The sequence below is a fragment of the Bacteroides sp. 1_1_30 genome, from assembly GCF_020982715.1.
Classification (GTDB): domain Bacteria; phylum Bacteroidota; class Bacteroidia; order Bacteroidales; family Bacteroidaceae; genus Bacteroides; species Bacteroides xylanisolvens.
This window is the reverse complement of sequence record NZ_JAJKHN010000032.1, coordinates 13365-39195: the sequence shown is the minus strand read 5'-3', so window position 1 is coordinate 39195 and position 25831 is coordinate 13365. Positions and strand designations below refer to the sequence as shown.

Below are 25831 nucleotides of genomic sequence, written 5' to 3'. Positions count from 1 at the left end.
TACGCAATAATTTGAATACAGAGACATAAAAACTTTAAAAACCTTAGCAAGGTTAAAATCGTTATGGTAATTTGAAAAGAAAGCTATACATTTGTCATACGGAAAACTTAAAACAATATCATAATGACCATACACCTTATCTCATTTGCTTCAATCCTTCACAAACAAGTCTCGCTACGTAGCTCACACGAAGCTATTTTAAGCGAAATTGAAAAATATTATACCGTAAAGCTCGTTGATTATCAAGATATGGACAAGCTTAGTAGTGATGATTTCAAAATTATTTTTATCGCTACCGGTGGGGTGGAAAGACTGGTCATACAGCAATTCGAAAACCTCCCCCGCCCTGCCATTTTACTGGCAGACGGCATGCAGAACTCTCTTGCTGCCGCATTGGAAATATCCACATGGCTACGGGGACGTGGAATGAAGAGCGAAATACTACATGGCGAATTACCTGCTATCATCCTGCGTATTCATACACTTTATAATAATTTCCGTGCACAACGTTCCTTATTCGGCAAACGTATCGGAGTCATCGGAACTCCTTCTTCCTGGTTAGTTGCCAGTAACGTAGACTACCTGTTGGCAAAACGTCGTTGGGGAATTGAATATGTAGATATTCCATTGGAACGGATTTATGAACAATTTCAACAAATAACGGATGAGCAAGTCGGAGCATCATGTGCAGCTGTAGCATCGCAAGCTCTTGCCTGTCGCGAAGGAACTCCCGAAGATTTAATCAAATCCATGCGGCTGTACCGGGCGATAAAAAAGGTATGTCAGGAAGAAAATCTGGAAGCACTGACATTGAGCTGCTTTAAATTAATTGAACAAATCGACACTACCGGATGCGTGGCATTATCTTTATTGAATGATGACGGGATAATAGCAGGTTGCGAAGGCGATCTTCAATCTGTATTTACGCTATTAGCAGTGAAAGCGCTTACGGGCAAGGATGGATTTATGGCAAATCCTTCCATGATTAATTCCCGTACAAACGAACTGATATTGGCACACTGCACCGTAGGACTCAAACAAACGGAGAGATACATTATCCGCAATCATTTTGAAACAGAAAAAGGAATTGCCATACAAGGGTTACTTCCAACAGGAGACGTAACGATTATAAAATGCGGCGGTGAATGTCTGGACGAATATTACTTATCTACTGGAACATTGACTGAAAATACCAATTATATTAATATGTGCCGCACGCAAGTACGCATTCGCATGAATACTCCAACCGAGTATTTTCTGAAGAATCCTTTGGGAAATCATCATATTATGCTTCATGGTAACTATGAAGATACATTGAACGAGTTTTTCCAGGCGAATGCTTGCAAAAGAACTGAATAACATCTCAAAACATCCTTAAAGAAAGCGCCTCCTTAATAAACAAAATAAATTATCAGTTTATTAAGGAGGCACTTTGGAGATTGACTAAATTCTATTTCTTTATTCAATTTTTCTTTCTTCCCATTTTCCGTTATGCCACTCTGCAACTGAAGTAAAGCCTGCCTTCTTCAAAGCAGCCAATGCCTCGGCACGTCCATTATTAATCCGTTCCGGATAATGCGCATCACTGTTCACCTGTACTCTGATACCTAACTCTTTCAGGAAAGAGAAATATCGTTTATTGGGATAGAATGTTCCTAAATCGTGATAAGATTTAGTGTTTATTTCAACGATATAGCCATATTCGGCAATAGCGGTGAAATATTTGCGAACCAATGCATCATACCACGGTTCATCCAATAATCCCGGACGATAACAGGAAGCATTATAATGCATCTTGTCAGCATGACCGACAATATCAAATCCTCCCAATTCTACCATACGAAGCAGGTTCTTATAGTAAAGGTGGACAACAGAATCCAAGTCACCATCGAAGTGCTTGTCTACCAATTGACGGAAAAGATCTGCCGGAGTATCAATATCTACGATTTTTCCTTCCGGAGAGTACAACATATGTACGGAACCTATCCGGTAGTCAAGTGGTAGTTTTTGAAAACAGGGTAAAGAAGGGTTGCTTTCTTCGTTCAGGTAATCTATTTCAAGACCAATGGCAAGCTCTATTTTATCTGCATATTTCTTCTTCAGACGGGAAAATTCGGAAAGGTAATCATCCATTCTATCCCACTCCATCGTCCATGCAGTAGAAAACGGCAGTGGAGCATGGGAAGAAATGCCATAGGAAGTAAATCCTTCACTGATAGCAAAACGAATAAAATCTTCCATATTGGCGCGTCCGTCACAATACAGACAGTGGCTATGATAATTGGTTAGGTTTGTCATACAAGGTTATATGTTGTCCGGGATATATTATCAAAGTTATTATCATTATCAGACTATTCTAGTGATACAATGGCACAAATCAGCCTTCTATTTCACTAAGTTCCAGCCATCGCATTGTTTTCTCATCAATCAGGTCATTGACTTCAGGCAAACGTTTCGATTTCTCTGTCAATTCGTCAACAGAAAGGGTACCGCTACATAAGAGTTCTTCAATCTGCACTTTTTCTGTTTCTAATTCTGCTATCTCCTTTTCCAATTGCTCGAACTCTCGTTTTTCCTTGAAACTCATCTTCCGTTTGTCGTTCAAACGAACACGGGCAGTCTTTTCTTCCTGCGGCTTTTCAGCTTCTTTCTCCTTTTGAGCTTTCGCGTCTTTCCAGTCACGATAGTCGCTATAGTTTCCGGGGAAGTCGCGAATATCTCCCTGCCCATTGAATACCATCAAATGGTCTACTACCTTATCCATAAAGTAGCGGTCGTGAGAAACAACAATCACACAACCTTTGAAATTTTGAAGATATTCTTCAAGCACGTTCAGAGTGATAATATCGAGGTCGTTGGTAGGTTCGTCAAGCACTAGGAAATTTGGATTACGCATCAGGATGGTACACAGGTAAAGACGACGACGTTCGCCCCCACTCAACTTATAGACATAGCTATGTTGCGTTTCGGGAGTAAACAGAAAATGCTGTAAGAATTGCGAAGCAGTCAGTTTCTTTCCATTACCCAGTTCAATCACTTCGGCAATATCCTGCACTACATCAATAACCTTCATTTGTTCATCAAACTGAAGGCCATCCTGCGAGTAATAGCCGAAACGAACAGTTTCACCAACATCCACCGTTCCACTGTCAGGCGCAACCTGCCCCATTAATATCTTGATAAAGGTAGATTTACCCGTCCCGTTATTTCCCACAATTCCCATCTTTTCATAGCGGGCAAAGATATAAGAAAAATCATCCAGTATCTTCAAGTCACCGAAGCTCTTAAACAAGTGATCGGCCTCGAATATCTTACTACCGATATAGGATGCTTTCACCTCCAGCTTCACATTATCATTGTTGAAACGTTGCTTTGCCACCTTTTCCAATTCATAAAAAGCATCTTCCCGGTAACGGGCTTTATGCCCGCGTGCCTGCGGCATCCGGCGCATCCAATCGAGTTCCGTACGGTAAAGGTTGTTGGCACGTTCTATTTCTACACTTTTAGCTTCGATACGTTCCTGACGTTTCTCGAGATAATAACTGTAGTTACCTTTATATTGGTAGATTTGTTGATTGTCTATTTCGATAATCTCCGAACAAACACGATCAAGGAAATAACGGTCGTGCGTTACCATCAGCAAACTAAGATTGGTACGACGCAGGTAATCTTCCAGCCATTCGGTCATATCCAAGTCCAGGTGATTGGTAGGCTCATCAAGGATAAGCAGATCCGGCTCGGTAATCAACGCATTGGCTAAAGCAACGCGCTTCAACTGTCCACCGGACAGTTGCTTCACTTTTTGGTCGAAGTTGCGAATTTTGAGTTGCGAAAGAATTTGTTTGGCTTTCTGTTCATATTCCCAAGCTTTCTCCTGATCCATACGCGCCAGAAGATTTTCCAATCCCGGATGACCTTCAGTCTCCATGCAACGTTCATACTCCTTTATCAGTTCCACGGTACTGTTACCGTGATGGAAACAGGCTTCAAGCACGGTCAACTCTTCGGGATACTGTGGATCTTGTTCCAGATAATCCACCCGAAGGTCACGACGGAAAACAATGTTACCGCTATCATAACCTTCTTTTCCGGCGATTATATTCAATAAAGTAGTTTTTCCGCTGCCGTTCTTCGCTATCAATCCTACACGCTGGCCTTCAGCAATGCCAAAAGATATATTTTCAAAAAGAACCAAGTCACCGAAGGACTTGGTCAGGTTATCTATCTGTAAATAAGGTACAGCCACGTAATTTAGTAATTAGTTGGTTAGTGATTAATAATCACGGATTTATACTCTTCAATAATGTCGCAAGGTTCTCCTGCCTTCACTTTACTCCATGCCAGTTTCAGCGGGTCGATGATACGGTCTTTATATTGTAATACAGGAGCTTCCCGGTTACCGTCAATCAACGTTTTCCATTCCATACCTTCCACTTCATTCGTCAGAATTATACAGACTGTGATGCCGATTGCCAACCATTCCTCTTTCTTTTTCGAGCCAATCTTACCGCTATTAATCACCTGCTGAAGTTTCTCCAGGTCTTCTTCTATTCCCTGAAAATCTTTTTTCAATTCCTGCTTCACGGTAGATACCACCCATTCGTACGCTTCATTAATCAAATAGATTTCAGAAAGACGGGCCGGGATTAGTTCAGCAGGATACTTCTGCCCTTCTTTGCGTACCTCCAAAGTAGCGATTACATCTTCCGCCTCCTTCACAACTCCGCCTTTAGGTACAGTAAAAGAACATTCGAAAGCAATATCGTCAACTCCTGTAATCCACAAATGGGAAGTATAATACGTCCCCTCTTCCTGAAACATTTCTTTGCTATACGCACATTCCCACATTCCGACTTTCACCAACGAAGCCGAATCATTCTCTTTCAGTTCCTGCCGGATGACATCTTTACCATAACCGGCCTTTCCTTTAAATGCGGATATACGAAAATTTCCCGTCCATACATCGGGATTATAGAAAAGAAAAGAGCCTTCGCCATCTTCAAACTCATTCCAGTCTGATGGATAGTTCATAGAAAACCATGCTCCGGGAGAGATAAATTTCTTGCCTTGCATCCTTTTATATTAAAATGATTACTTGGGCAAAAATACGAATTAAAAACGAATATCATTTACCTATCGGCTGTATTTTCCTCCGCACTTCTTTAGAAATCTCCAAAAACATATAATTCAACTTTCCGGAATGGATTCCTTCTTCGTTTTCCTTATACTTCTTATTAGCATACTGCTTCGATTTCTCGAAAGTCAGTAACGACATCTCATTCTGCGATTTGCCTACCATTGTAGAATCCAGTTGTTCATCCGGGAAAAAATCATCCAGATCGACATCACCAATCATCGTTGTCTCCAGAAAGTTTTTATTCGTGTGCGAATTATCCGTATAGTATCCTACAAACATGTGCCCCGGTGTACGTACCAAGATAGGATCAATATTAATGGCGCGAAGCAACGACGCAAACAACACACTCCCATCCACACAATTAATCTGTGAAGATTCCAGTGCATCATCAAACGTACGGACACGCTGCGAGAAAACAACATTGCTCGAAAGGCTGGTATTGGAAACAGAACTATAACGGAATTTACGTTTCTGCAATATATTCCAAAGGGCATATACCTGCTTGTCTACTGCCCCTTTAGCCTTACTTTGATAACCGAGAAAGCGATTAACAATCCGAGTATTCAATGCCTCGCGAAGCAACTGATCGATCATCGGATTCTCTTCATTGACATAAGCCGCAAAGAAAATACTGGTATCATGGAATTTAATTCCGTTGGCCACATACCCCAACAGACACTCATTGATGCTACGCACTGAAAAAGTACGCACCCGTTGTCCCAAATCTTTTCCGTTCATCTCCACTGTGATGGCTACGCTTACCGGCTCTGCCTGCACCTCATTTTTCAGTGCCTCATAATTCCAGATAATATCAGGATAAATCGTATATTCCGTCCTGGGCTTGTTTAATACAAATTCCGACACCGAGCGGGAGAAAAAAGGCGTTTCGGCCACTTCAATCCGCACACGACTATAAGCTGTCTTCGATTTCAACCGAACGGCAATACACGACTTCGGATTTCCCAAAGACGTCGAATCCGACGGAACAATCACTTGTGCATCAGTGGTGGCAACAGACAGAATCGCCGAAGGAAATATATTCCCTCCCAAATCGTCTACAATCTCAAAACCGGAATTGAATGAAGTATATTTAAACACAGACATACCGCCAAGGAGAACTAACAGTACCACAACAGATCCTATTATTTCCTTCCGATGTCGTTTTAAGTCAATTTTTATCATTATTTGTAGTTTCTATAGTCAAACATTTCTATTGTATCTCGCTAACAAAGATAACAAATAGCGAGCGTTTTTTCCTCTTACAATCAACAAAAACTTCCATATTCCGTATCAATTCCCGGAATTCACAGGATGTAACACGATTGTAACGTCTGTTTCATCTGCCCGTAACAAAGTCTCCTCATCTTTGCAAAGGATAAAATAAAAACGTAACTTTGTCATATCACATTAATACATATATCTTATGAACGATTACCGTATTCTAGTTGTCGACGATGAAGAAGACCTCTGTGAGATTCTGAAATTCAATCTTGAAAACGAAGGTTATGAGGTTGATACAGCAAACTCTGCCGAAGAGGCAATGAAGATGGACATCAGCAGCTATCACTTAATTCTCCTCGATGTGATGATGGGAGAAATCTCCGGTTTCAAAATGGCTAACATCTTGAAGAAAGACAAAAAAACAGCAAAAGTGCCTATCATTTTTATCACAGCAAAAGATACCGAAAACGATACTGTGACCGGATTCAACCTGGGAGCAGACGATTATATTTCAAAACCTTTCTCGCTGCGTGAAGTCATCGCCCGTGTGAAAGCCGTATTAAGACGCACAGTGACAACGGAAACGGAAAGAGTCCCCGAACGTCTTACTTATCAGTCGCTCGTTATTGACATCACAAAGAAAAAAGTAAGTATCGACGATGAAGAAGTGCCATTGACTAAAAAAGAATTTGAAATATTGCTTCTACTGGTACAGAATAAGGGACGTGTATTCTCACGCGAAGACATTCTGGCCCGTATCTGGAGTGACGAAGTGTATGTGCTCGACCGTACCATCGACGTAAACATCACCCGTTTACGTAAAAAGATAGGTATATACGGCAAACGTATTGTCACCCGTCTCGGATACGGATACTGTTTTGAAGCTGAATAAGTAATAATACCGAATTAAGCAATTATTATGAACCTGCCTGTAACTCAAAAACATTTTCTTTCTTTCAGCCGGAAGCTGTTCCTTTCGGTTATTTCACTCTTTCTGGTATTTGCCATTTGTTTTATTGCGTACCAGTATCAACGTGAACGGGAATATAAAATAGAACTGCTGAATACAAAACTGCAAGATTACAACAGCAGACTCTACGAACAATTGGAAGAGCAACCTCTTGATAGCGAAATAATCAGCGGTTATATCAACAAACATATTCTGGAAGACTTGCGTGTGACCCTTATTGACGCAGAAGGAAATGTTGTTTACGACAGTTATCCAAGTCATAATAACCAAATAGAAAACCATCTGAATCGTCCGGAAGTACAGAAAGCAATAAAGCATGGCAACGGATATGACGTACGCCGTACTTCGGAAACAACCGGAGTTCCCTATTTTTATTCGGCCACTCGTTATAAAGATTATATTGTCCGTTCGGCTTTGCCTTATAACGTCAGCCTCATCAACAACCTGCAAGCAGATCCGCACTATCTATGGTTTACCATCATCGTGACCTTATTATTAATGATTATCTTCTATAAATTCACCAACAAACTGGGCACTTCCATCAGCCAGCTCCGTGAATTTGCCATGCGTGCCGACCGCAACGAGCCTATCGAAATGGCCATGCAATCTGCTTTTCCACATAATGAACTGGGAGAAATCTCGCAACATATTATTCAAATCTACAAACGGTTGCACGAAACGAAAGAGGCCCTCTACATCGAACGTGAAAAGCTGATTACCCACCTCCAGATTTCACACGAAGGACTGGGTATATTCACAAAAGACAAGAAAGAAATTCTAGTCAACAATCTTTTCACTCAATACAGTAACCTGATTTCTGATTCCAACCTGGAAACAACGGAAGAAGTCTTTGCCATCAACGAACTAAAAGAGATTATTCATTTTATCAATAAGAATCAGCAGGAACGCTCGAGAGGAAAAGGCGAAAAACGAATGTCAGTTACCATCAACAAGAACGGGCGGACATTTATCGTTGAATGTATCATCTTCCAGGATGCCAGCTTTGAAATTTCCATCAACGACGTCACCCAGGAAGAAGAACAAGTAAGACTCAAACGCCAACTGACCCAAAATATCGCCCATGAATTGAAAACTCCTGTCAGCAGTATCCAAGGATATCTGGAAACCATTGTCAGTAACGAGAATATTCCACGTGAGAAAATAAACGTATTCCTCGAACGTTGTTATGCACAAAGCAATCGTTTGAGCCGGTTGCTACGCGACATCTCCGTACTCACCCGCATGGACGAAGCCGCCAGCATGATTGATATGGAACGAGTGGATATTAGTGTACTGGTCGGAAATATTATCAATGAAGTATCTCTGGAACTCGACGAAAAGCATATCACAGTAATCAACTCTCTGAAAAAGAGTATACAAGTCAAAGGTAATTATTCATTGCTATATTCCATCTTCCGCAACCTGATGGACAATGCCATCGCATACGCCGGAAGCAATATTCAGATAAATATCAACTGTTTCCGTGAAGATGAGAATTTCTACTATTTCAGCTTCGCCGACACTGGTATAGGTGTATCACCCGAACATCTGAACCGTCTCTTCGAACGCTTCTACCGGGTAGACAAAGGCCGCTCACGCAAACTAGGCGGAACAGGATTGGGACTGGCTATTGTGAAGAACGCCGTTATTATCCACGGCGGCAACATCTCCGCCAAGAACAATCAAGGAGGCGGACTTGAGTTTGTATTTACGCTGGCAAAGGAGAAATAGAGGGGTAGCTACATTTTAAAACATTTCCCGAATCATTACTTCGGCTTCCTTCATCCAAGATTTCTCTCATAACACGACACCTTCATTGGTGACGTTAATATAAAAAGGGGGGGGGTAAATGGGCGGCTCTCCCAAAGTTTTTTGAGCGTGACTATCGGGCTGATAGAGACTCCGGTTTTCAGTTCCAGTTCGTAAAGTGGCAGTGTGATAGATTCTTCGTCCTTCAATGTCATTTTCTCGCCGTCGAGCAGGATAAGCAGGTCAATATCACTGTCGCTACGCGCTTCGTTCCTTGCTTGCGAACCATATAAAATAGTTTTTGCCGTAGGAGCCACGCGACGTATAATCTCTCTTATTTGTTTCGTTTCATAAATTTTCCATTTATTATAATCAATGCTACGGGCAAAGATAACAATTCCGGTGCAGATTGTTCTGTCAAGAACCGATTATTTCCCCCGGCACACAAAGAAAGATTCGTTTCTCTCATCCGGCAGCAGGCTACAGCAGCGGCGAGTGAAAACGAATCTTTCATCTTAAAGGGTCGTGCGGCAATGCCGAAAGGAGCCTTTGGCAATACAGAAAAGTCCTTTTGCGGTGCAGGAACCCGTCCTTTTTATAGCACCGGAAAAGCATCCGGCTTTATGCTGCCGGATCGGGAGCCTCTCCTCCCCCTTCACCACCACCGCCACCTTCGCTGGGAGTAGTGGATTTTCCGCCCCATTCTTCCCAGAAGATATTGGAATCGACGAGGGAACGGGTGGTAACCTGGTTGTTGGATGAACGGCTCGTTTCAGGGATGAAGCGGACACGGACGCCGGTGATTTGCTTGGCAGTCACTTTGTCGGGGGAGTCCACTCCATTGCCCGAAGCAACGGCTGTGTAGTAGAATGTGCCCACGCCGTCGAGTTTGACGGTGCGGCCGTCTGCCATGTAGCTACCTAATACGCTGCCAAGGGACTTGAGCACGGCAAAGGTGTCGGCAGGGCTTACGGTGGATTCAATGGCAAGACGTTTTGCCACTTCGTCCGTCGTGACAGGTTTGCCAACGGTGATGGATTGCGGATACCACATTCCATTGATTTTCTGTTTTACTTTCTTGAAGAATCCCATAAGTTGATGTTTTTTACCTCTTCCCTGCCGCATCCCGATAGGACTAATACTCGGTGACGGACTTTGCTTATCTCGGTGACGACCTTTGCCTACCTCGGTGTCGGACTTAGCCTACCTCAGTGACGACCTTTGTCTGTCCGTGTCTGCAAGCATTTCCTGATGGGGTGCTGCAAGAAGGAAGCGTGATTAATAAATGTTGCGAATTATCTCAATTATCATATTTGCCGTTCCCCTCCGTATTCCGCCAGCGCGCAAAGCAGTTCGCCCAGTGCAAGGCCGCCGTTGAAGGCTGACACGTAGTTCTGCGTGTCGGTCACGTCCTCGTTGAAATGGTTGAGACGGTCGGTGATGGGGGAAAGAAAGAGGATAGGTTCGCCTGAGGTGCTGATTTTTACCACGCCGTGGGTGGTTTCGATGGAGTTTGCCGTATACCCTTCGGGGGCTGCAGCGGCAAATTCTTTAAGGGCTTGGGCGTCTATCGTGTCGTATGAACCGTAGTCGGTGACGTTGACGGAGCCTACTGCCGTGAAGGTGGACGCTCCTTCACACACGAGTTGCGGTGCGGGGAAGTTGGGCGGCGGGACAAGTTTGCATGCGCCGCCGGGGTAACAGTGCAGGCGGGCGTTGACGGTTTCGGCCAGACTGAACACGGCAGGGGCTACGTTGGAAGCGATAAAGGTGCCTACGCGGTCGTCGATAAGATTGTGTTCCGGATCGGCATGGTTGTCGGGGTTTCCGTCGTGGATAAAGAAGTTGCCGCCGAGGACAACGGTTCCGTTATGGGTCACTGCCGGGTCGGGATAGTTGGCGGTGCTGACGCTGATGATGAGGTCGGCGGCATCGGCAGCAATGGCTTGCGGGAGCACTTTGTATTTTTCGAGGGAACTCGAAGTGTTGACTCCCGTTGCCATAAGGTCTTCGATGCAGCGGACTACGACTTGCAACGGTTCTTCTCCTTCTCGGGGAAGGGAGAAGACAGCACGGGGTTGGCTCATGCGGTTGTCTCCGTCGCACGGAGTGTTTATCACTTCAGGGAATGGTAAGGCGGCGGGACGCAGTTTGGGGTTGGTCAGGGCGTTGAGCACGGGTTCCGTTTCCCAGTTTTTGTTGATGATGACGAGTATCTTTTTCATAAGTGTGATGTTTTTTATGGTTGTTACCTTGATCAGTTGCGTCGCTTCCGGCAATTGCTCCTATCGAGGAAGGTATCCTATAAAGAGAAGTGATGTTCGCTTCTCAAGTCGGCGACAAGGGAAAAAGGACAAGGTTCATGATATTGCCGCCGACTGCATCCCCCAGCGGCTTGGGACGTATATGATGTAGGGGGACGGGATGGAGTGACCTGGATACCCCGTCCCCGTGTGTCATTCTTAAAAAGCGAGGATGGGGCGCACGGCGGAATCGGAGTTGTACCTGACATTATGCCAGCATTGCACAACGTTCGCCTGCTTACCCACAAACCACGTCCATATACCCGAATCGGAGTACGTCGAGGAAGAGAAGAATTTCTGATAGCTCCCATTCGGGATTGCGTCATAGTTCCCAGTGCCCAACGGTTCGAAATAGGCATTTATCTTACTTACGAGTTCTGTCTGATTACTCCATCTATACAGGTTGGGGGTTAGGTCGTTGCCTTCGTTTATGGCGTCATCCCAGCTTGGGAGACCGCCCAGATTGGCGGTAAAGTCATACCATTGACCTATGGAGGGCAAGTACTACCCCGTCGTCTTTTCGGGAGCCTGTACAACATAATCCTTCACGGCCTTGAAAGCGGGATAAAAATTTTCGAGTTCTTTGTTGTTTGCGGCCGCATAGTCGATTACCGTGGTGTAATTAAGTAGTCCGTTGATGTCTGCGTTGCAGGCAACTTTATCCGTGCATTTCGTCAGCTCGGAGAAATCGTGATCTTCCCCCCAACTCATAAGGCTTTTGGTTACGGTCTTCAATGACATGACCAGACCATGCGGCGTGGCAACGCCTTTTGCTGCCAACACCTGTTTTTCTTTGTCGCCGATGCGCGAGGGGTCGGTCTGGAAAACGATGCCGATGCAGGTCTTGTTCGCATCGAGGGCGGTAGACCATGTGCCGTCTGCATAATAGAAGTCACCCACCTTAACGATATCCGAAATATCCGTTACATCCTGACTTACCCAGTCAGTGGTCATATCTACAGACAAAGTTACCGCCGGATCGTTTCCGACTGTAATCAGGTTTCCGGCAGCCCGTACCCAGTTGTTGCGTTTCAGGGGGATGTTGGCAGGAATGTCTCTATCGTTCATCGTTATGCTACCTGTCCCGGTAAACGTAAGTTTTATTCCGCCCAACGTGGCGTCGGCAGTGGTAAAGACATAATCGGAGAAGAGGATTTTGCAGTTGTTTCCATTGATAGTAATATCCGTGCCGTCCATTGAGGTTGTGATGTAGGTGGCATCGTAGGTAGCTGTCGGGCTTACCTCCTCGCTAAAAGCATTGAATTCTGACGGAACGGTGTATGTTGCCGTCATGTCTTTACATTTGCCTATCATCTCGGTGTTCTTTTCCGCAATCGTCACTTTCGTAAGCGGACGGACAAGCGTGGCGGTAAGGTCGTTCTTAGCCGTAGCGCCTTTGGTGAACGGTACTACTGCCGCAAATGCCTCACGTAGTTGGTCGGCGTATGTATAAGCAGCGGTGATGATAGTCACTTTCTTCAAGCCATCGGCATTATCAGTCTTGTAATACTTATCGGGATAGTGGTCGCCTGACGCCGTTGCACCCGAAACGATGTAATCCGCCCAAAGCACGGCTTTGTAGTCACCTTGGTCTGCCAATTCAAAACTAAATGTAATGTTAGCGGCACCAGCCGTTACCAACTGCTCCTGGCGTACTCTTCGTGTAGAGCCATCTTTCGTCCACACTTCGAGGATGCAGCGCAGCGTATGGCCGGCGGGAAACGTAGCGGGGGCGGAAGCCCGTGTTTTTACAAAATCGGCAGGCATTCCGATGCTCATGCTTACTTGGTTGCTGTCCGCAGTCGGGGAAGCGTCGGTGTCGTCCTGACTGCACGAGGTGAATAGCCCTGCCAGAGCCATTAACCCGAAGAAAAGGTTCTTTTTCATACTTCTGTTCATCGTTTACTGTGATTAAATTTGTTTTATTATATTGACCTGTCATTTCAGAAAGAATCGAGGTCGATGTCTATCTCGTCGTCATATCCGGTGTCGATGTTGATGCCTCCCTGCATTTCGTTGGTGAGGAAGTTGCCTCGCAGGGTGGTGAGGTGTCCCCGCCGGTAGGGCACTTCCAGTCCCCGGGTACGCGACACTACCTTTCCGTTGGCGTCCGCCAATTCAATATTCAGGGGCACAAAGGATTCCGTGCCGTTCACGAAGATAAAGTCCGAACCTAGCGGACATTTCTCCGTGCCGTCGTCGGGGATGGTGAGAGGGGTGGAGAACGTCACGCCCTGCACGGAGTTCATCGGCTTGCCCGTGGCGGTGTTGAATCCTAACGGGAAATAGAACCCGTAGGAAAAGGTGACGGTGTAGGTGTTGTTGCCGCCTTCGGCATCGCGTTGCCGCTGTGTTTTTGCCAGAAACTCCTGCACGTCGGTGGCGATAATACGGTATTTTGCCAACGGGCGCACCATGTCGACTTTGGCTTGTACGCGGACGTTCCATTCGTCCCGGTAGGGGCGCAGGTCAAGGGTGGTGCTGCCGTAGAGGCAATCGCGGTAGCCAGTGCTTCCGGTGTAGGGCGTGGTGCAAGTTACTTGCTGCAAGTTCTCCGTATTATAATAGAGGTCGGTGGTCGTGCCTGCCACAACGTAGTCCGTCCATACGGCGAGGGTGTATTCTACGGCGTACAGCTTCAAATGGACAGGGAGCGTGATTTTCCCGTTGCCGGCTTCGTCGGCATTGTCCATGACGGTCACTTGCCGGGCTGCCGGTTTGCCGTCGCGCCATGCTTCGATGATGAAGCGGCGGCGGTAATCCGTTTGTTCTCCGGCACGGGCTTTTGTGATTCCGCGGTGTGCCTTGTTGGTGATGATTTCCAGTGGTAGGAGTTCGAGGTCGAGGGTCACTTCGGTACTGACCTCTACAAGCGTGGGGTCGATGCCTTCCTCACCGTCCGGTGTCATCGCGGGATAGTCGTGTACACAAGCGGCAAGGACGGTTGCCAACATGAAGGTGATAAATCCTATAGCATATTTCTGTTTCATAAGCCGTTACTTTTTAAGGTTGAAGCGATAGACGATAGAAAGCCCCATGCGGGTGATGCCCCAGTAGTTCTTCGTCCGTGTGTCTATCCGTGCGCCGTTGTCTATATTATAATAGGTGTCGTACTTCATGTTGGCATAGCCTGCACCGAGGGTAAATTCTCCCGCCCAATGTCCGCCGAGCGGCAACAGATAACCATAGCTGACGCCCGCGCCCAGCAACGGACGGTCGGCGTCTTGATAACGGTCGCGATTCCACTTCACATTGAACCAGCCTACGTGGGCATGAAGACCGAAGAAATGTCCCGAGCCGGGCTTCGAGAGCCAGTAACGGGCTTCGGGTTGCAGGGTGAAGGTCTTCACGGCATGTTTGCCGCTGATGTGCCACGGACACCACAATATCGGCAACTCTACGGAAAGATGCTTGCCGACCTGCACTTCCGCCGCCACGTTCATAATCGTGCCCGCCCAAGCGGCAAGGTTGGTTTTCACGCCAAGGTAACGACCGTTGGCGGGAAGTGAAGGCGAGGTAGCTGTAGAGGTGGAAGCGGTGGAAGAAGAAGGAGTAACTGAAGCAGAAGAAGCAACCGAAGTAGAAAGAGCAGTAGCTGCATCGGGTGCAACAGGTGCAGTAGCTGCATCCGGCACAACAGCCGTGGCAGCCACGGCGGAAGAGTCAACAGGCTCTTTGTCTCCCTGCAAGGCAACCGGAAGGGCTTCCTGTTGTTCCTGTCGCCTCGCCGCACTTGCAGGCTCTTGCCGGTTTTGCGGAATCTCGCTTTGGCAATCTTGGAAACCTCGGCAACCTACCACGACGACTTCTCCCCACAAGGGATGAGCCAACGGGTGGTTGAGTGTCCGGAAATGCCGCTCGCGCAGTCCGTAGTGGTCGATAAGATAGCCTTTCAGATTGTTGGCACGCCAGTAGGCGGCGCGCAGATTCGACTTTTCATCGTCCCAACTGCCGGAATAGCTCTGCACGTAGAGGGTGTCCTGACGTTTACGAAAGGTGCGCAGCCGTTTCTTCAACTTCCGCAACGACAGTCGGTTGTCCGCATATTCCGTCTTGAACATCCGGATACGTGAAGGATAGCTGAAAATAATCAGGCTGTCTGCCGAAGGTGAGGAAAGGACGGCAGCATCCGGCTGACCGCGCAAGGGAACAACCGATAGACATAGCAAAAATGCCAGTACGAAGTAACGGAATGTACTCCACGCTACGTTTTGTTTGTTTTTCATTCTCATACCTGTAACATAAGATTACAAAAATTTATATACAAGAAAGGCGTAAGTGTCCGTATGCTTATCCGTCAATCGGGGCCTTCGCACTGCCCATACCGTAGATAAGCAACAGAACACTCACGCCATTGGCGTATATAAAGCTTGTGTATCGTCCCCCTCCCCTCTCCGGACGGAGGGGGAAGCGGGGGCGCAAACAGGCATCCATATAAACAATGGAACGTGAGCATTTGTTGCATTCATCTTCACGGTGACAAGTCAAAGGTGCGAAGTTTGATTGACGAAGATGATATTCTTCAAACGCTTTCCGTTATCTAAAAATCACGCCCTCTCTCACAAGGGCAGTGACAAAGATAAAGAAAAGCCGAAAAACAGCAAACAATATAGGCTAAACTTTTATTCGCCGGGGCAAAAATAATTATTTCAGCCCGACGAAGGACAAAATGGGAATGGACAGATTCATGGACAAAATAGAGAAGAGGCTGTCAGGAAAAGGCTTGGCGCATACAAACAGTAAGGGCGACCCGTTTTTTAACGAGCCGCCCTTACTGTTTGTTATCTATCTTTTCACAATGCCTCAATTTCTTCAGCAGTGAGTCCCGTACATTCTGAAATTAAATCGATAGCCAAACCTTTGGATTTCATCATACGGGCGGACGATTCTTTTCCTCTCAACATACCTTTCTGTTCGGCAAAGTCCAACGTATTGAAATAATCGTTATAAACTTTCCATTCCTTCTCATATTGAGCTCTTTCCTCCGGAGTCATATTCGCTTTGGAGGCCATCTTCTCAAGTCGTTCAAAAACGGCTTTACGTGCCTTGAAAGGCATTCTATCAAGTGTATCCATATGCTTTAATACATAAATCCATCGTTCAAAATCGTTACTACACTCATCCTCTTCTTTGTCAAAGTTAGGCAGTTCGATAAAAATCTGCCGAAACTTGTTATTGAAAAGCTGTCCTGTATCCCGGTCGGAAAGGATTACATCAGTCCTTATCTTCGCAGGCATGTCCTTGTCAATCACAAAGTTCATAAAAAACACTCCGTATACAGCATCCAACCGGAAGTCCCAAGGACCGCTTTTAGCTTGTTGCGTAATCGCACGAGAGAGGTAGAAGAGAGCACGATCTTTAAAGTAAGGTTGCTCACGATTCTGCATTTCTACGATTATCCGTTCACCTGTGTCAGTCATACAGTAGATATCGTAGATAATCCCCCGTTCTGTTTTTACTTCCGGCTGCTGTTCGTTGTTAAGGAACTGGATGTCGGTAATCACGTGCTCTCCAGAGAGCAAATCGTTCAAGAAGTCGATTAATAACTCCTTTTCTACCTCTCTGCCGAATAAAAACTTAAAGCCATAGTCGGTAAAGGGATTAATAAATCTTCCCATTATTAATGTAATGGTTGTGTATATTGACAACAAAGATAGACATTTTTTGTTTAATGATGAAAGTTCCGGGTTAATATTGCTGAATGACTGGAAGAACCGATTCTATAAATCTTCCCCTGCCATAATGTGACGGATTTCCGCATCAGTGTCCGAACCTTCGGGCAGACCAAGCTTCACACGGATGCGGTATCGGGTTTTGGACACACTTGCCACGCTGATGCCGAGCGTCCGCGCCAGTTCTTCGTTGGATTGTTTGAGCAGAACCAACATACAAAACAGTTCCTCGCTACGTGTCACCGCCGGACAGGCTTCACGAAGATGCAGCAGCGCCGACGGATAGACGGACAAAAAGGCGTTACGGAAATCCTCTTCTTCCTTACGGGTGAGCAAGTGGGATTGAAGGCTTTCCATCACGCTGTCAAGTTCGCACGTGTTGCGGTGGCGCGCCTGGATATCAGAAAGCTGGCGGATAAGGGAGCGGTTGCGTTCGTACAAGTCCTGACGGGCGGCTATCAGTTCGTGAAGCCTGCTTTCCTGGTCACGTAACCGTTCGTCAGCCCGCTCATGTTCCTGCGCCTCGAGCTGCCACCGGAGCCGCAGATTGCGGTGGCGCATCACCATCCAGCCGGCTATAAAAAAGACGAGTAGCAATGTACACACTCCGGCTATGAAATACACATGCAACAGGGTATCCTGAAGACGGACTTCGGCAGTCAGCAGAAGATTCTCCTGTTCTTTCTTCTGTGTTTCGAAACGGATATTTGCCGATGCCAACTGGCGTATCTTGTCTTTGCGGGTCACCGAATCTCTCATCACCCGGTATTCGGGAAAGACGGTGAGTATATCCGCTGCCCGCCCCGTGTGGCGATAGCCTTCCATTAACAATTCCGCCGCTTCCGAAGCAGGGTGAAGCTCGGATATATCTTTCAACTCGCCAATAGATTTCCGAAGCAGGGGGATTGCCTCCAACCATTTACCGACGCGGGCAAGAGTGGCACCGTAATAATAGTCATAATATGGCAGGCGATGACGGGGAACTTTACCTTCAAGTGCGGCAAAGCCTCTCAAAGCCACATTCACAGAGTCGGGAAAGGCGGCAAGGTAATACATCCGGTCTATCTGCACCATCAAATGATAGTAGTCGTTCTTCGTCCGGTCAAAGCAACTGTCGGCCTGCGCAAGAACCAGGAGTGCGGAGTCGGGGCGATTCAGATTGTTGTGTATCTCCGCCTTCGCAATGAAGAAACGACCTATCAAGTTATTGTCAACTTCGGCACGTGCCGGCTCGCCCGTTCCTACGGCACAATAGCGAAACGCTTCATCATAGAGCCCGAGCAGGCGGTAGGCTTCCGTCAGAATCTCCGCCACCACTAGCTTGCCGTGATAGCTGCCCGACTTCTCACATAGACGGATAGCTTCACGACAGAGGGAGATACTTTCTTCATACTTCCCCTGCTGAAGGTATATATCGGCAAGCCGCCCGATAGCTTGTGGATAAAGCCAATAGTTGCTTAGGCCCGAGCGTTCTGCCACTCGGCAGGCTCTACGGAAAGCGGACTCGGCACGAGTGCTGATAGTGTCGACACCCATATAAGTGATGCCTGCCGTAGCTGTACAAAATATCTCGCTCAACGGGTCGTTGTTCTCATCTTTCAGTGCCATCGCCCGGTTGAGATAGTCCACCGCCTCCGCATGGCGGTCGAGCGCCATAAGCATCTGCGCCTTTGCCACCCACAGTTCCCTGCGGCAATATCGGGAGACAACGGGGTGTTTCGCCCGCTCCAACGAATCAAAATACTGATAGCCGGACTCAAAGTTCATCATCAGATTGAAGTATATCATTAACCGGCGGAGAGATTCGGAAGATAAACGGCGCAATTCTTCGGTAGTGAGCACATCGTCCACCGGAAGCCGGAACACGGAATCAAGCGGCGGGAAAGCCAGACTTTCCTTCTCCTCCTTAATCAAGCGGATACCACGCCCCAATGTACGAAGACTGTCGGCATAGAATGTGGGAGAAACGGCAGGATGTTCCCGCTGCATGTCAGAAGGTCGGTTGCAACTCCACACAGCCGTCAGCATAAAAAAAACGAAGAATATGTAGGTGGATTTAATCATAGATATGCATTGTATGTTTGTTTGCCGACACAAATATAGCATTTTCATTAAAACAGTGCATTTTCACACATAGTTTTTTTATCTTTGCTCACCAATAGTAAATTGAAAACAATTCAGCAAGTTATGAGAACAAATATAAATCTTATCCCAGTCCTCTGTATTCTACTGCTTTGCGCTTGCAAAAGCGGGAATGCATCCAGCCAAAACTCCAAAGAAGCTCCCAAAGATACCATCACCTCCTTTACGCTACCTGCCATCCCGCCAATGCTGACAGCACCCGAGCTACGGGCAGATTTCCTAGTAAAGCACTATTGGGATAACGTAAACTTTGCCGATACCAATTATATCCATCATCCCGAAGTGACCGAACAAGCTTGGGCGGACTATTGTGATATACTGAATCATGTCCCTTTGGAAACTGCACAGCAAGCTATACAGAAAACAATTGAACGGACAAATGTGAATAAGAAAGTATTCACTTACATCACTGATTTGGCAGACAAATATCTGTACGACCCTAACTCCCCGATGCGTAACGAAGAGTTTTATATCCCTGTACTGGATGCCATGTTGGCTTCTCCCGTACTGGAAGAAATAGAAAAGGTACGTCCCAAAGCCCGTCGCGAACTGGCTCAGAAAAACCGTATCGGAACCAAAGCACTGAATTTTAACTATACATTAGCTTCCGGCGCACAGGGTTCTCTTTATCAACAAAAATCGGACTATACCTTATTATTTATCAATAACCCGGGATGCCATGCCTGCACGGAGACAATCGAAGCATTAAAAAATGCCCCTATCATCAATCAACTTCTGGAACAAAAGAGACTAACAGTCCTCTCCATTTATCCCGACGAAGAGTTGGACGAATGGCGAAAACACCTAAATGAATTCCCAAAAGAATGGGTTAACGGATATGATAAGACCTTCGCTATCAAGGAACAACAACTGTATGACCTGAAAGCCATCCCTACCCTCTACCTTCTAAACAAGGATAAGACAGTACTTCTGAAAGATGCTCCCGCGCAAACCATCGAAGAATACCTGCTAATGAAAGGCGAACAATAAGCCCCCACGCCGCCCACACACGTGCCCATGCCACACCGCCCACGCCGCATGGTCTCCCGGCCTCGTTTTTTCAGCGTCAAGCGCAGGTGTTTTCTTCGGCGTCAAAAAGGGCAGACTGTTTGAGCGTAGCGAGTTTCTGCCCTTTAGCCGAAGGAAGCACCGGAGTAGCTGAAAAAACGCAGCCTTGATCCTTTCTTTTTGGTTCTTTCTCTTTCGTATCAAGACGAAAGAAAAAGAACATCCCTTTGGAAAAAACAAATAAACTCCCTATCTTTGTCGCGCATTGGTTTGCGACTCCCATGCGGGGGAAGCAATTAAAAGGGAATCAGGTGCAAGTCCTGAACAGTCCCGCTGCTGTAAGTTCCATACAAGTTACAAGCAATTCACTCATTGCCACTGGAGACCAATCCGGGAAGGCGTTTGTAACAGGAATAAGTCAGAAGACCTACCATGCAAATAAGTTTCACTGCTTTCGAGGAAAAAGCGTTGAGTCTAATGAACCGGACAAGTCGTCTATCATTTCATTCATCACTCTGATTCAGAGAAAGTGTGTTAAAACAGATAAACTCTGCCAAGTTTATTTATGCGTGTCCGGTCGAAGGGATTTCGCCCGGACACTTTTAAACAACAACAGACTGAAAAAGGAATAAATGAAGAAAAGAACATTTAATAAAGTGATCTTTGTAGCATTCAGCTGCCAATTCTTATCCATACCACTTTTTGCACAACAGCAAAAGGTAGATACGACACATACATATTCTATTCCCGAAATAACAGTATCAGATATCTACCAGACCCGCGAAGTACGCTCAACCGCTCCCCTGCAAGTCTTCTCCAAAGACGCCCTGAAAAACCTGCACGCCCTGCAAGTCTCCGACGCGGTGAAACACTTTGCCGGAGTGACCGTAAAAGATTACGGAGGTATCGGCGGACTGAAAACAGTATCCATACGAAGCCTGGGAGCCCAACATACTGCTGTCGGTTATGACGGAATCACCCTGACCGACTGCCAAACCGGACAAATAGATATCGGGCGTTTCTCGCTCGACAACGTAGACCGCCTTTCTCTAAACAACGGACAAAGCGATAACATCTTCCAACCTGCCCGCTTCTTCGCGTCAGCAGGCATATTGAATATACAGACACTCACGCCGCTATTCACCAAAGGCAAAAAGACCAATATAGCCGGAGCTTTCAAAACCGGCTCCTGGGGATTAATCAATCCCTCCCTGCTACTGGAACAACAATTCAATAAGACATGGAGCATGTCAGCCAATGGCGAATGGATGTCCTCCGACGGACATTATCCGTACACACTACATTATGGAAATGCGGCAGAAGACCTGTCCTCACGTGAAAAACGAAAGAATACAGACGTACAGACATTCCGTGCCGAAGCCGGACTTTACGGCAACTTCTCCGATAAAGAACAATGGCGGTTGAAAGCCTACTACTTTCAGTCCTCCCGGGGACTACCCAAAGCTACAACCTTCTATAACGACCATTCCACACAACACTTGTGGGATAAAAACACATTCATACAAAGTCAATACAAGAAAGAATTCAGCCGGCAATGGGTGTTCCAAACCTCTGCCAAGTGGAATTGGAGCTATCAACGTTATCTGGACCCCGATACCAAGAACTCTTTAAAGAAAACAGAAAACAGCTATTACCAGCAGGAATATTACCTTTCCGCTTCTGTACTATACAGACTGTTGAGCAACCTCTCTTTCTCACTTTCCACAGATGGAAGCATCAACACCATGAACGCCGATCTAGCCAACTTTGTACACCCCACACGTTACGCATGGCTGACAGCATTCGCCGGAAAATACGTAAATAACTGGTTAACAATCTCCGCATCCGCATTGGCAACCGTTATCAATGAAGATGTGAAAAAAGGCGGTAGTGCCGGCAATCACCGTAAGCTAACCCCTTATGTAAGTGCCGCTTTCAAACCTTTCCAGCATGAAGAATTCCGCATCCGCTTCTTCTATAAAGACATTTTCCGTCTGGCAAGTTTCAACGACTTATATTACGAAGAAGTAGGCAACACCCAACTAAAGCCGGAAAAGGCCAAACAATACAACATCGGACTGACATACAATAAAAATGTATGCCCGTTCCTACCCTATCTGTCAGTAACCGTTGACGCCTATTATAACAAAGTGACAGATAAAATTATCGCCTACCCTACCAAAAACCTTGCCGTATGGAGCATGAAGAATCTGGGTGAAGTTGACATCAAAGGCATTGATGCCACAGGAAGCCTGTCCCTCCAACCTTGGGATAAAATACGCATCAACCTCTCGGGTAACTACACATACCAACGAGCTTTAGATGTCACCCCGCCCGATCCGAACACGTATGAATCGACATACAAACATCAAATAGCCTACACTCCCCGCGTCTCCGCTTCGGGACAGGCAGGCGTCGAAACACCGTGGATCAATCTGTCTTATTCATTCCTTTTTTCCGGAAAACGCTATGCATTAGGACAAAACATTGCCGAAAACCGATTGGATAGTTATAGCGACCACAGCATTTCTGCAAACCGTGACTTTCAGATCAGAAAAATCACTACCTCTTTCAGCGTGGAAGTATTGAACCTGATGGATAAGAATTACGAGATTGTGAAATATTTCCCAATGCCCGGACGATCCGTAAGGGCGACAATAAGAATAAGATATTAACTATTATAAAGTAAGATATTGACGTGAAAAGGAAACTAATATATATATTCTCGTGCTGGCTGTCATCCATAATCTTATTCGTGGCATGTGATGATATGGAGGACAAACCATTCACATCAGGCATTATAGGCGATCCGACAGAAACGGGTACCGCCGAATTATATGTATTATGCGAAGGACTGTTCAATCAGAACAATAGCTCGCTGGCACGTTTTTCTTTCGGCAACCAGCAAATGGTTCGTGACTATTTCAAAGCAGTCAACCGCCGGGGATTAGGAGACACAGCCAATGACATGGCCATCTACGGAAGCAAGATATATGTGATAGTCAATATCTCCAGTACGGTAGAAGTGATAGACTTTCGTACGGGAAGCTCATTGAAACAGATTCAGATGTTGGCAGAAAACGGAAGTTCCCGTCAACCACGCTACATCGCTTTTCACAAAGAAAAGGCATACGTATGTTCATACGATGGAACCGTTGCACGTATAGACACAACCTCCCTATCCATAGAAGCTATCACATCAGTGGGACGCAACCCCGACGGTATTTGTGTACAAAACGAAAAGTTGTATATTTCCAATTCCGGCGGGTTGGACTATTCATCAGGACTGGTGGGGGTAGACAACACGGTATCTGTTGTCGATATTGCCACATTTAAAGAAAGTAGCAAACTAACAGTAGGCCCGAATCCCGGTAAAATAGTAGCAGGGCCGGACGAAACCGTTTATGTAGCCACCCGTGGCGAAGATGTAGAAGCCGGCGATTATAACTTCGTCAAGATAGACTGCCGGACAAACAAAGTCACTCAATCTAACGAGAAAGTACAAAACTTTGCCATCGATGGAGAGATTGCCTATCTATACAATTACAATTATAACACGCAGACCTCTTCTATCAAGATGTTCAATCTGAAAACAGAAGAGACAATCCGTGAGAATTTCATAACTGACGGAACAGTGATAAAAACGCCATACGGCATCAACATCAATCCTTACAGCAACAATGTATATATCACCGAAGCCCGTGATTACACCACCTATGGAGACTTACTTTGTTTCAACCAACAAGGACAACTCATGTTCCGTCTGAACAACATCGGACTTAACCCGAATACAATTGCATTCAGTGACAAAGCCTCACAAAGCGATATTGATGACAACGATGATGATAAGGAAAATCCTCTGGCCTTCGCCAATAAAGTATGGGAATATCGCCCTGCTCCCGGACAGTTTATCAACACTACCACTTCAGCATATAAGAAAGGCTTTACTTATGATGATATACTAGAAGAAGCAACCCGCAGAATCCAGCAGAAATCACTCCTTACATTGGGAGGATTCGGCGGTTACATTGTTTTAGGATTCCCACAATCCATTCCGAATGTAACAGGAGAATATGACTTCAAGATAAAAGGCAATGCTTACTATAACTCCAAAACCGGAACAGGAGCATTGGGCGGAAGTGCAGAACCGGGAATCGTATTTGTATCTAAAGATGTAAATGGCAATGGAAAGCCTGACGACGAGTGGTATGAATTGAAAGGAAGCGAATACGGGAAAGACACTGAAACACGCGGATACGAGATAACCTATCACCGTCCGAATCCAGCCAACCTAAAAGTTTTTTGGAAAGACAATCAAGGCAACGAAGGATATATCTTCCGCAACAGCTTCCATAACCAGGAATCATATTATCCACTTTGGATAGAAAGTGATGAAATCACATTCCAGGGAACACGTCTAAAAGATAATGCCGTTTTAGAGAACGGATTATGGGTAGGATATTGCTATCCGTGGGGATATGCAGACAACCATCCTAACAGCAAGGAAGGAAGTAATTTCAAGATAGATTGGGCTGTGGATAGTAATGGCAGTCCGGTAGACTTGGATCAAATCGACTTCGTGAAGATTATGACCGCAGTCAATCAGGATGCAGGACAAATGGGTGAAATATCAACCGAAGTTACCACCATTGAGAACTTACATTTCAAGAAATAATCAATAATTAATTAATAACTAAAATCAGAAAAGAACATGAAGAAATTATCTTTATTATTACTGTTATCAGTATTTGTATTTTGTGGCTGTAGCGATGATGACGATACAAAAACATACGTGCTTAGCCTGCCCAATTACGAAACTCATACACTTGATATGGGCGATCAAGAAAATCCGGATGATTCATGGTCTGTTAGTAGCGACTGGGGGACAACTAACTACAAATATAATCTATTAACTGACGCTAGTGGTATCTTTGAATTTGACTGTGTATCTTCAACATACGGTTTCTATTCAGATAGTTTTGCATTTACAAATTGTACAGAAAAAGATTGCCCAGACTTCGCAACTTATGATTATCGCGCTATCACTAAAAAAGGAGTAATCAATAATACATACGTTATCGTGGGAGCTGCCGGATATAAAATTGGAAAGAATTCTGATAAAGAAGCTGCAATCCGTTTCAGAGACCACGACAATTCAAACAAATTGGAATCCTATAGAGTAAAAGGACTATATTTAACAAACTGTGTCTATGCTTACAATAGTATGAAGGAAGGTAGTTCTATATTCGAAGGAAAAGATAAATTTGGAAATACAGATTCTTTCAAAATCATCATCTATAATATGGATAAAACTCAAAGTGTAGAGTGCACTTTAGGTGAAGGAACCCAATTTGTAACTACATGGAAATGGGTAGACCTAACTTCATTAGGCGAAACAGAGGGATTGAAATTCAATATCAAGACCACCAAAGAAGACCAATGGGGTGCAATGACCCCAACCTATTTCTGTCTTGACGGTATCACTATTGAAGACTAAATAACCAACTTGTTTGATTGGTTGAGATTAAACATCAATCGACCGCATAATTTTAAAGGGCCGGATATTCTTTTAAGAAATCCGGCTCTCTTTCTATCTACTCACTACATTTTGATATATTACCAGCCCATA

General features: G+C 45.5%; 19 protein-coding genes, 1 pseudogene and 1 riboswitch. Of the genes and pseudogenes, 7 read left to right on the top strand and 13 right to left on the bottom strand.

What is annotated here, in order from left to right; all coding sequences use genetic code 11:
- Nucleotides 1-123: 123 nt before the first annotated feature.
- Entirely contained in the window at nucleotides 124-1359 is a 1236-nt protein-coding gene (locus LPH68_RS11450) for a fucose isomerase (RefSeq protein WP_151922900.1), read from the top strand.
- A gap of 99 nt (nucleotides 1360-1458) precedes the next feature.
- On the opposite strand, the gene LPH68_RS11445 is transcribed toward LPH68_RS11450, so the two are convergent.
- From LPH68_RS11445 to LPH68_RS11430, 4 genes are all read right to left on the bottom strand, one after another.
- Nucleotides 1459-2298 (bottom strand): histidinol-phosphatase, encoded by an 840-nt coding sequence (locus LPH68_RS11445; protein WP_151922899.1) that lies wholly within the window; start codon nucleotides 2296-2298, stop codon nucleotides 1459-1461.
- Between the two features lie 79 nt (nucleotides 2299-2377).
- Entirely contained in the window at nucleotides 2378-4246 is a 1869-nt protein-coding gene (locus LPH68_RS11440) for an ABC-F family ATP-binding cassette domain-containing protein (protein WP_004314837.1), read from the bottom strand.
- Nucleotides 4247-4266: 20 nt separating this feature from the next.
- A complete protein-coding gene (locus LPH68_RS11435) occupies nucleotides 4267-5073 on the bottom strand; it encodes a DUF3805 domain-containing protein (protein WP_151922898.1) in 807 nt (268 codons plus the stop codon).
- 52 nt (nucleotides 5074-5125) lie between these two features.
- On the bottom strand, nucleotides 5126-6319 hold the full coding sequence (locus tag LPH68_RS11430) for a hypothetical protein (RefSeq protein ID WP_151922897.1): 1194 nt from the start codon (nucleotides 6317-6319) through the stop codon (nucleotides 5126-5128).
- A gap of 241 nt (nucleotides 6320-6560) precedes the next feature.
- Between LPH68_RS11430 and LPH68_RS11425 the strand changes: the two genes are divergently transcribed.
- Both LPH68_RS11425 and LPH68_RS11420 read left to right on the top strand, forming a co-directional pair.
- Nucleotides 6561-7250: a response regulator transcription factor gene (locus LPH68_RS11425; protein ID WP_196043367.1), complete on the top strand. Its 690-nt coding sequence runs from the start codon at nucleotides 6561-6563 to the stop codon at nucleotides 7248-7250.
- A gap of 27 nt (nucleotides 7251-7277) precedes the next feature.
- Complete coding sequence (locus LPH68_RS11420) at nucleotides 7278-9059, top strand: cell wall metabolism sensor histidine kinase WalK (protein ID WP_151922895.1); 1782 nt, start codon at nucleotides 7278-7280, stop codon at nucleotides 9057-9059.
- Between the two features lie 66 nt (nucleotides 9060-9125).
- Here LPH68_RS11420 and LPH68_RS11415 read toward each other — a convergent pair.
- The 9 genes and pseudogenes from LPH68_RS11415 to LPH68_RS11375 all read right to left on the bottom strand — a co-directional run bounded on the left by LPH68_RS11415 (nucleotide 9126) and on the right by LPH68_RS11375 (nucleotide 19164).
- Nucleotides 9126-9433: pseudogene (locus tag LPH68_RS11415) on the bottom strand (nucleotidyltransferase family protein).
- Nucleotides 9434-9698: 265 nt separating this feature from the next.
- A complete protein-coding gene (locus tag LPH68_RS11410; protein ID WP_008025706.1) occupies nucleotides 9699-10169 on the bottom strand; it encodes an HU family DNA-binding protein in 471 nt (156 codons plus the stop codon).
- A 215-nt stretch (nucleotides 10170-10384) separates the two neighbouring features.
- Nucleotides 10385-11302 carry a hypothetical protein gene (locus LPH68_RS11405; RefSeq protein ID WP_151922894.1) on the bottom strand — a complete coding sequence of 306 codons (918 nt, stop codon included), beginning with the start codon at nucleotides 11300-11302 and terminating at the stop codon, nucleotides 10385-10387.
- 237 nt (nucleotides 11303-11539) lie between these two features.
- Nucleotides 11540-11881 carry a hypothetical protein gene (locus LPH68_RS11400; protein ID WP_230296937.1) on the bottom strand — a complete coding sequence of 114 codons (342 nt, stop codon included), beginning with the start codon at nucleotides 11879-11881 and terminating at the stop codon, nucleotides 11540-11542.
- Between the two features lie 3 nt (nucleotides 11882-11884).
- On the bottom strand, nucleotides 11885-13267 hold the full coding sequence (locus LPH68_RS11395) for a DUF6562 domain-containing protein (protein ID WP_230296936.1): 1383 nt from the start codon (nucleotides 13265-13267) through the stop codon (nucleotides 11885-11887).
- A 56-nt stretch (nucleotides 13268-13323) separates the two neighbouring features.
- Nucleotides 13324-14370 (bottom strand): DUF6562 domain-containing protein, encoded by a 1047-nt coding sequence (locus LPH68_RS11390; RefSeq protein ID WP_004314847.1) that lies wholly within the window; start codon nucleotides 14368-14370, stop codon nucleotides 13324-13326.
- 6 nt (nucleotides 14371-14376) lie between these two features.
- Entirely contained in the window at nucleotides 14377-15606 is a 1230-nt protein-coding gene (locus LPH68_RS11385; RefSeq protein ID WP_008016239.1) for a DUF3575 domain-containing protein, read from the bottom strand.
- Between the two features lie 567 nt (nucleotides 15607-16173).
- Nucleotides 16174-16998, bottom strand: coding sequence for an Rpn family recombination-promoting nuclease/putative transposase (locus LPH68_RS11380; protein WP_004314849.1), 825 nt, complete (start codon nucleotides 16996-16998; stop codon nucleotides 16174-16176).
- A 102-nt stretch (nucleotides 16999-17100) separates the two neighbouring features.
- Complete coding sequence (locus tag LPH68_RS11375; RefSeq protein WP_008025711.1) at nucleotides 17101-19164, bottom strand: tetratricopeptide repeat protein; 2064 nt, start codon at nucleotides 19162-19164, stop codon at nucleotides 17101-17103.
- Between the two features lie 75 nt (nucleotides 19165-19239).
- Between LPH68_RS11375 and LPH68_RS11370 the strand changes: the two genes are divergently transcribed.
- From LPH68_RS11370 to LPH68_RS11355, 4 genes are all read left to right on the top strand, one after another.
- The gene (locus LPH68_RS11370; RefSeq protein ID WP_230296935.1) at nucleotides 19240-20184 is read left to right on the top strand and encodes a DUF5106 domain-containing protein; all 945 of its coding nucleotides are present in this window, start codon (nucleotides 19240-19242) and stop codon (nucleotides 20182-20184) included.
- A gap of 267 nt (nucleotides 20185-20451) precedes the next feature.
- Nucleotides 20452-20652: riboswitch (cobalamin riboswitch) on the top strand.
- Between the two features lie 182 nt (nucleotides 20653-20834).
- Complete coding sequence (locus LPH68_RS11365) at nucleotides 20835-22877, top strand: TonB-dependent siderophore receptor (protein WP_004316214.1); 2043 nt, start codon at nucleotides 20835-20837, stop codon at nucleotides 22875-22877.
- Between the two features lie 23 nt (nucleotides 22878-22900).
- Nucleotides 22901-24877, top strand: coding sequence for a YncE family protein (locus tag LPH68_RS11360; protein ID WP_008016879.1), 1977 nt, complete (start codon nucleotides 22901-22903; stop codon nucleotides 24875-24877).
- 36 nt (nucleotides 24878-24913) lie between these two features.
- A complete protein-coding gene (locus LPH68_RS11355) occupies nucleotides 24914-25699 on the top strand; it encodes a DUF4465 domain-containing protein (RefSeq protein WP_004316212.1) in 786 nt (261 codons plus the stop codon).
- Nucleotides 25700-25831 lie beyond the last annotated feature (132 nt).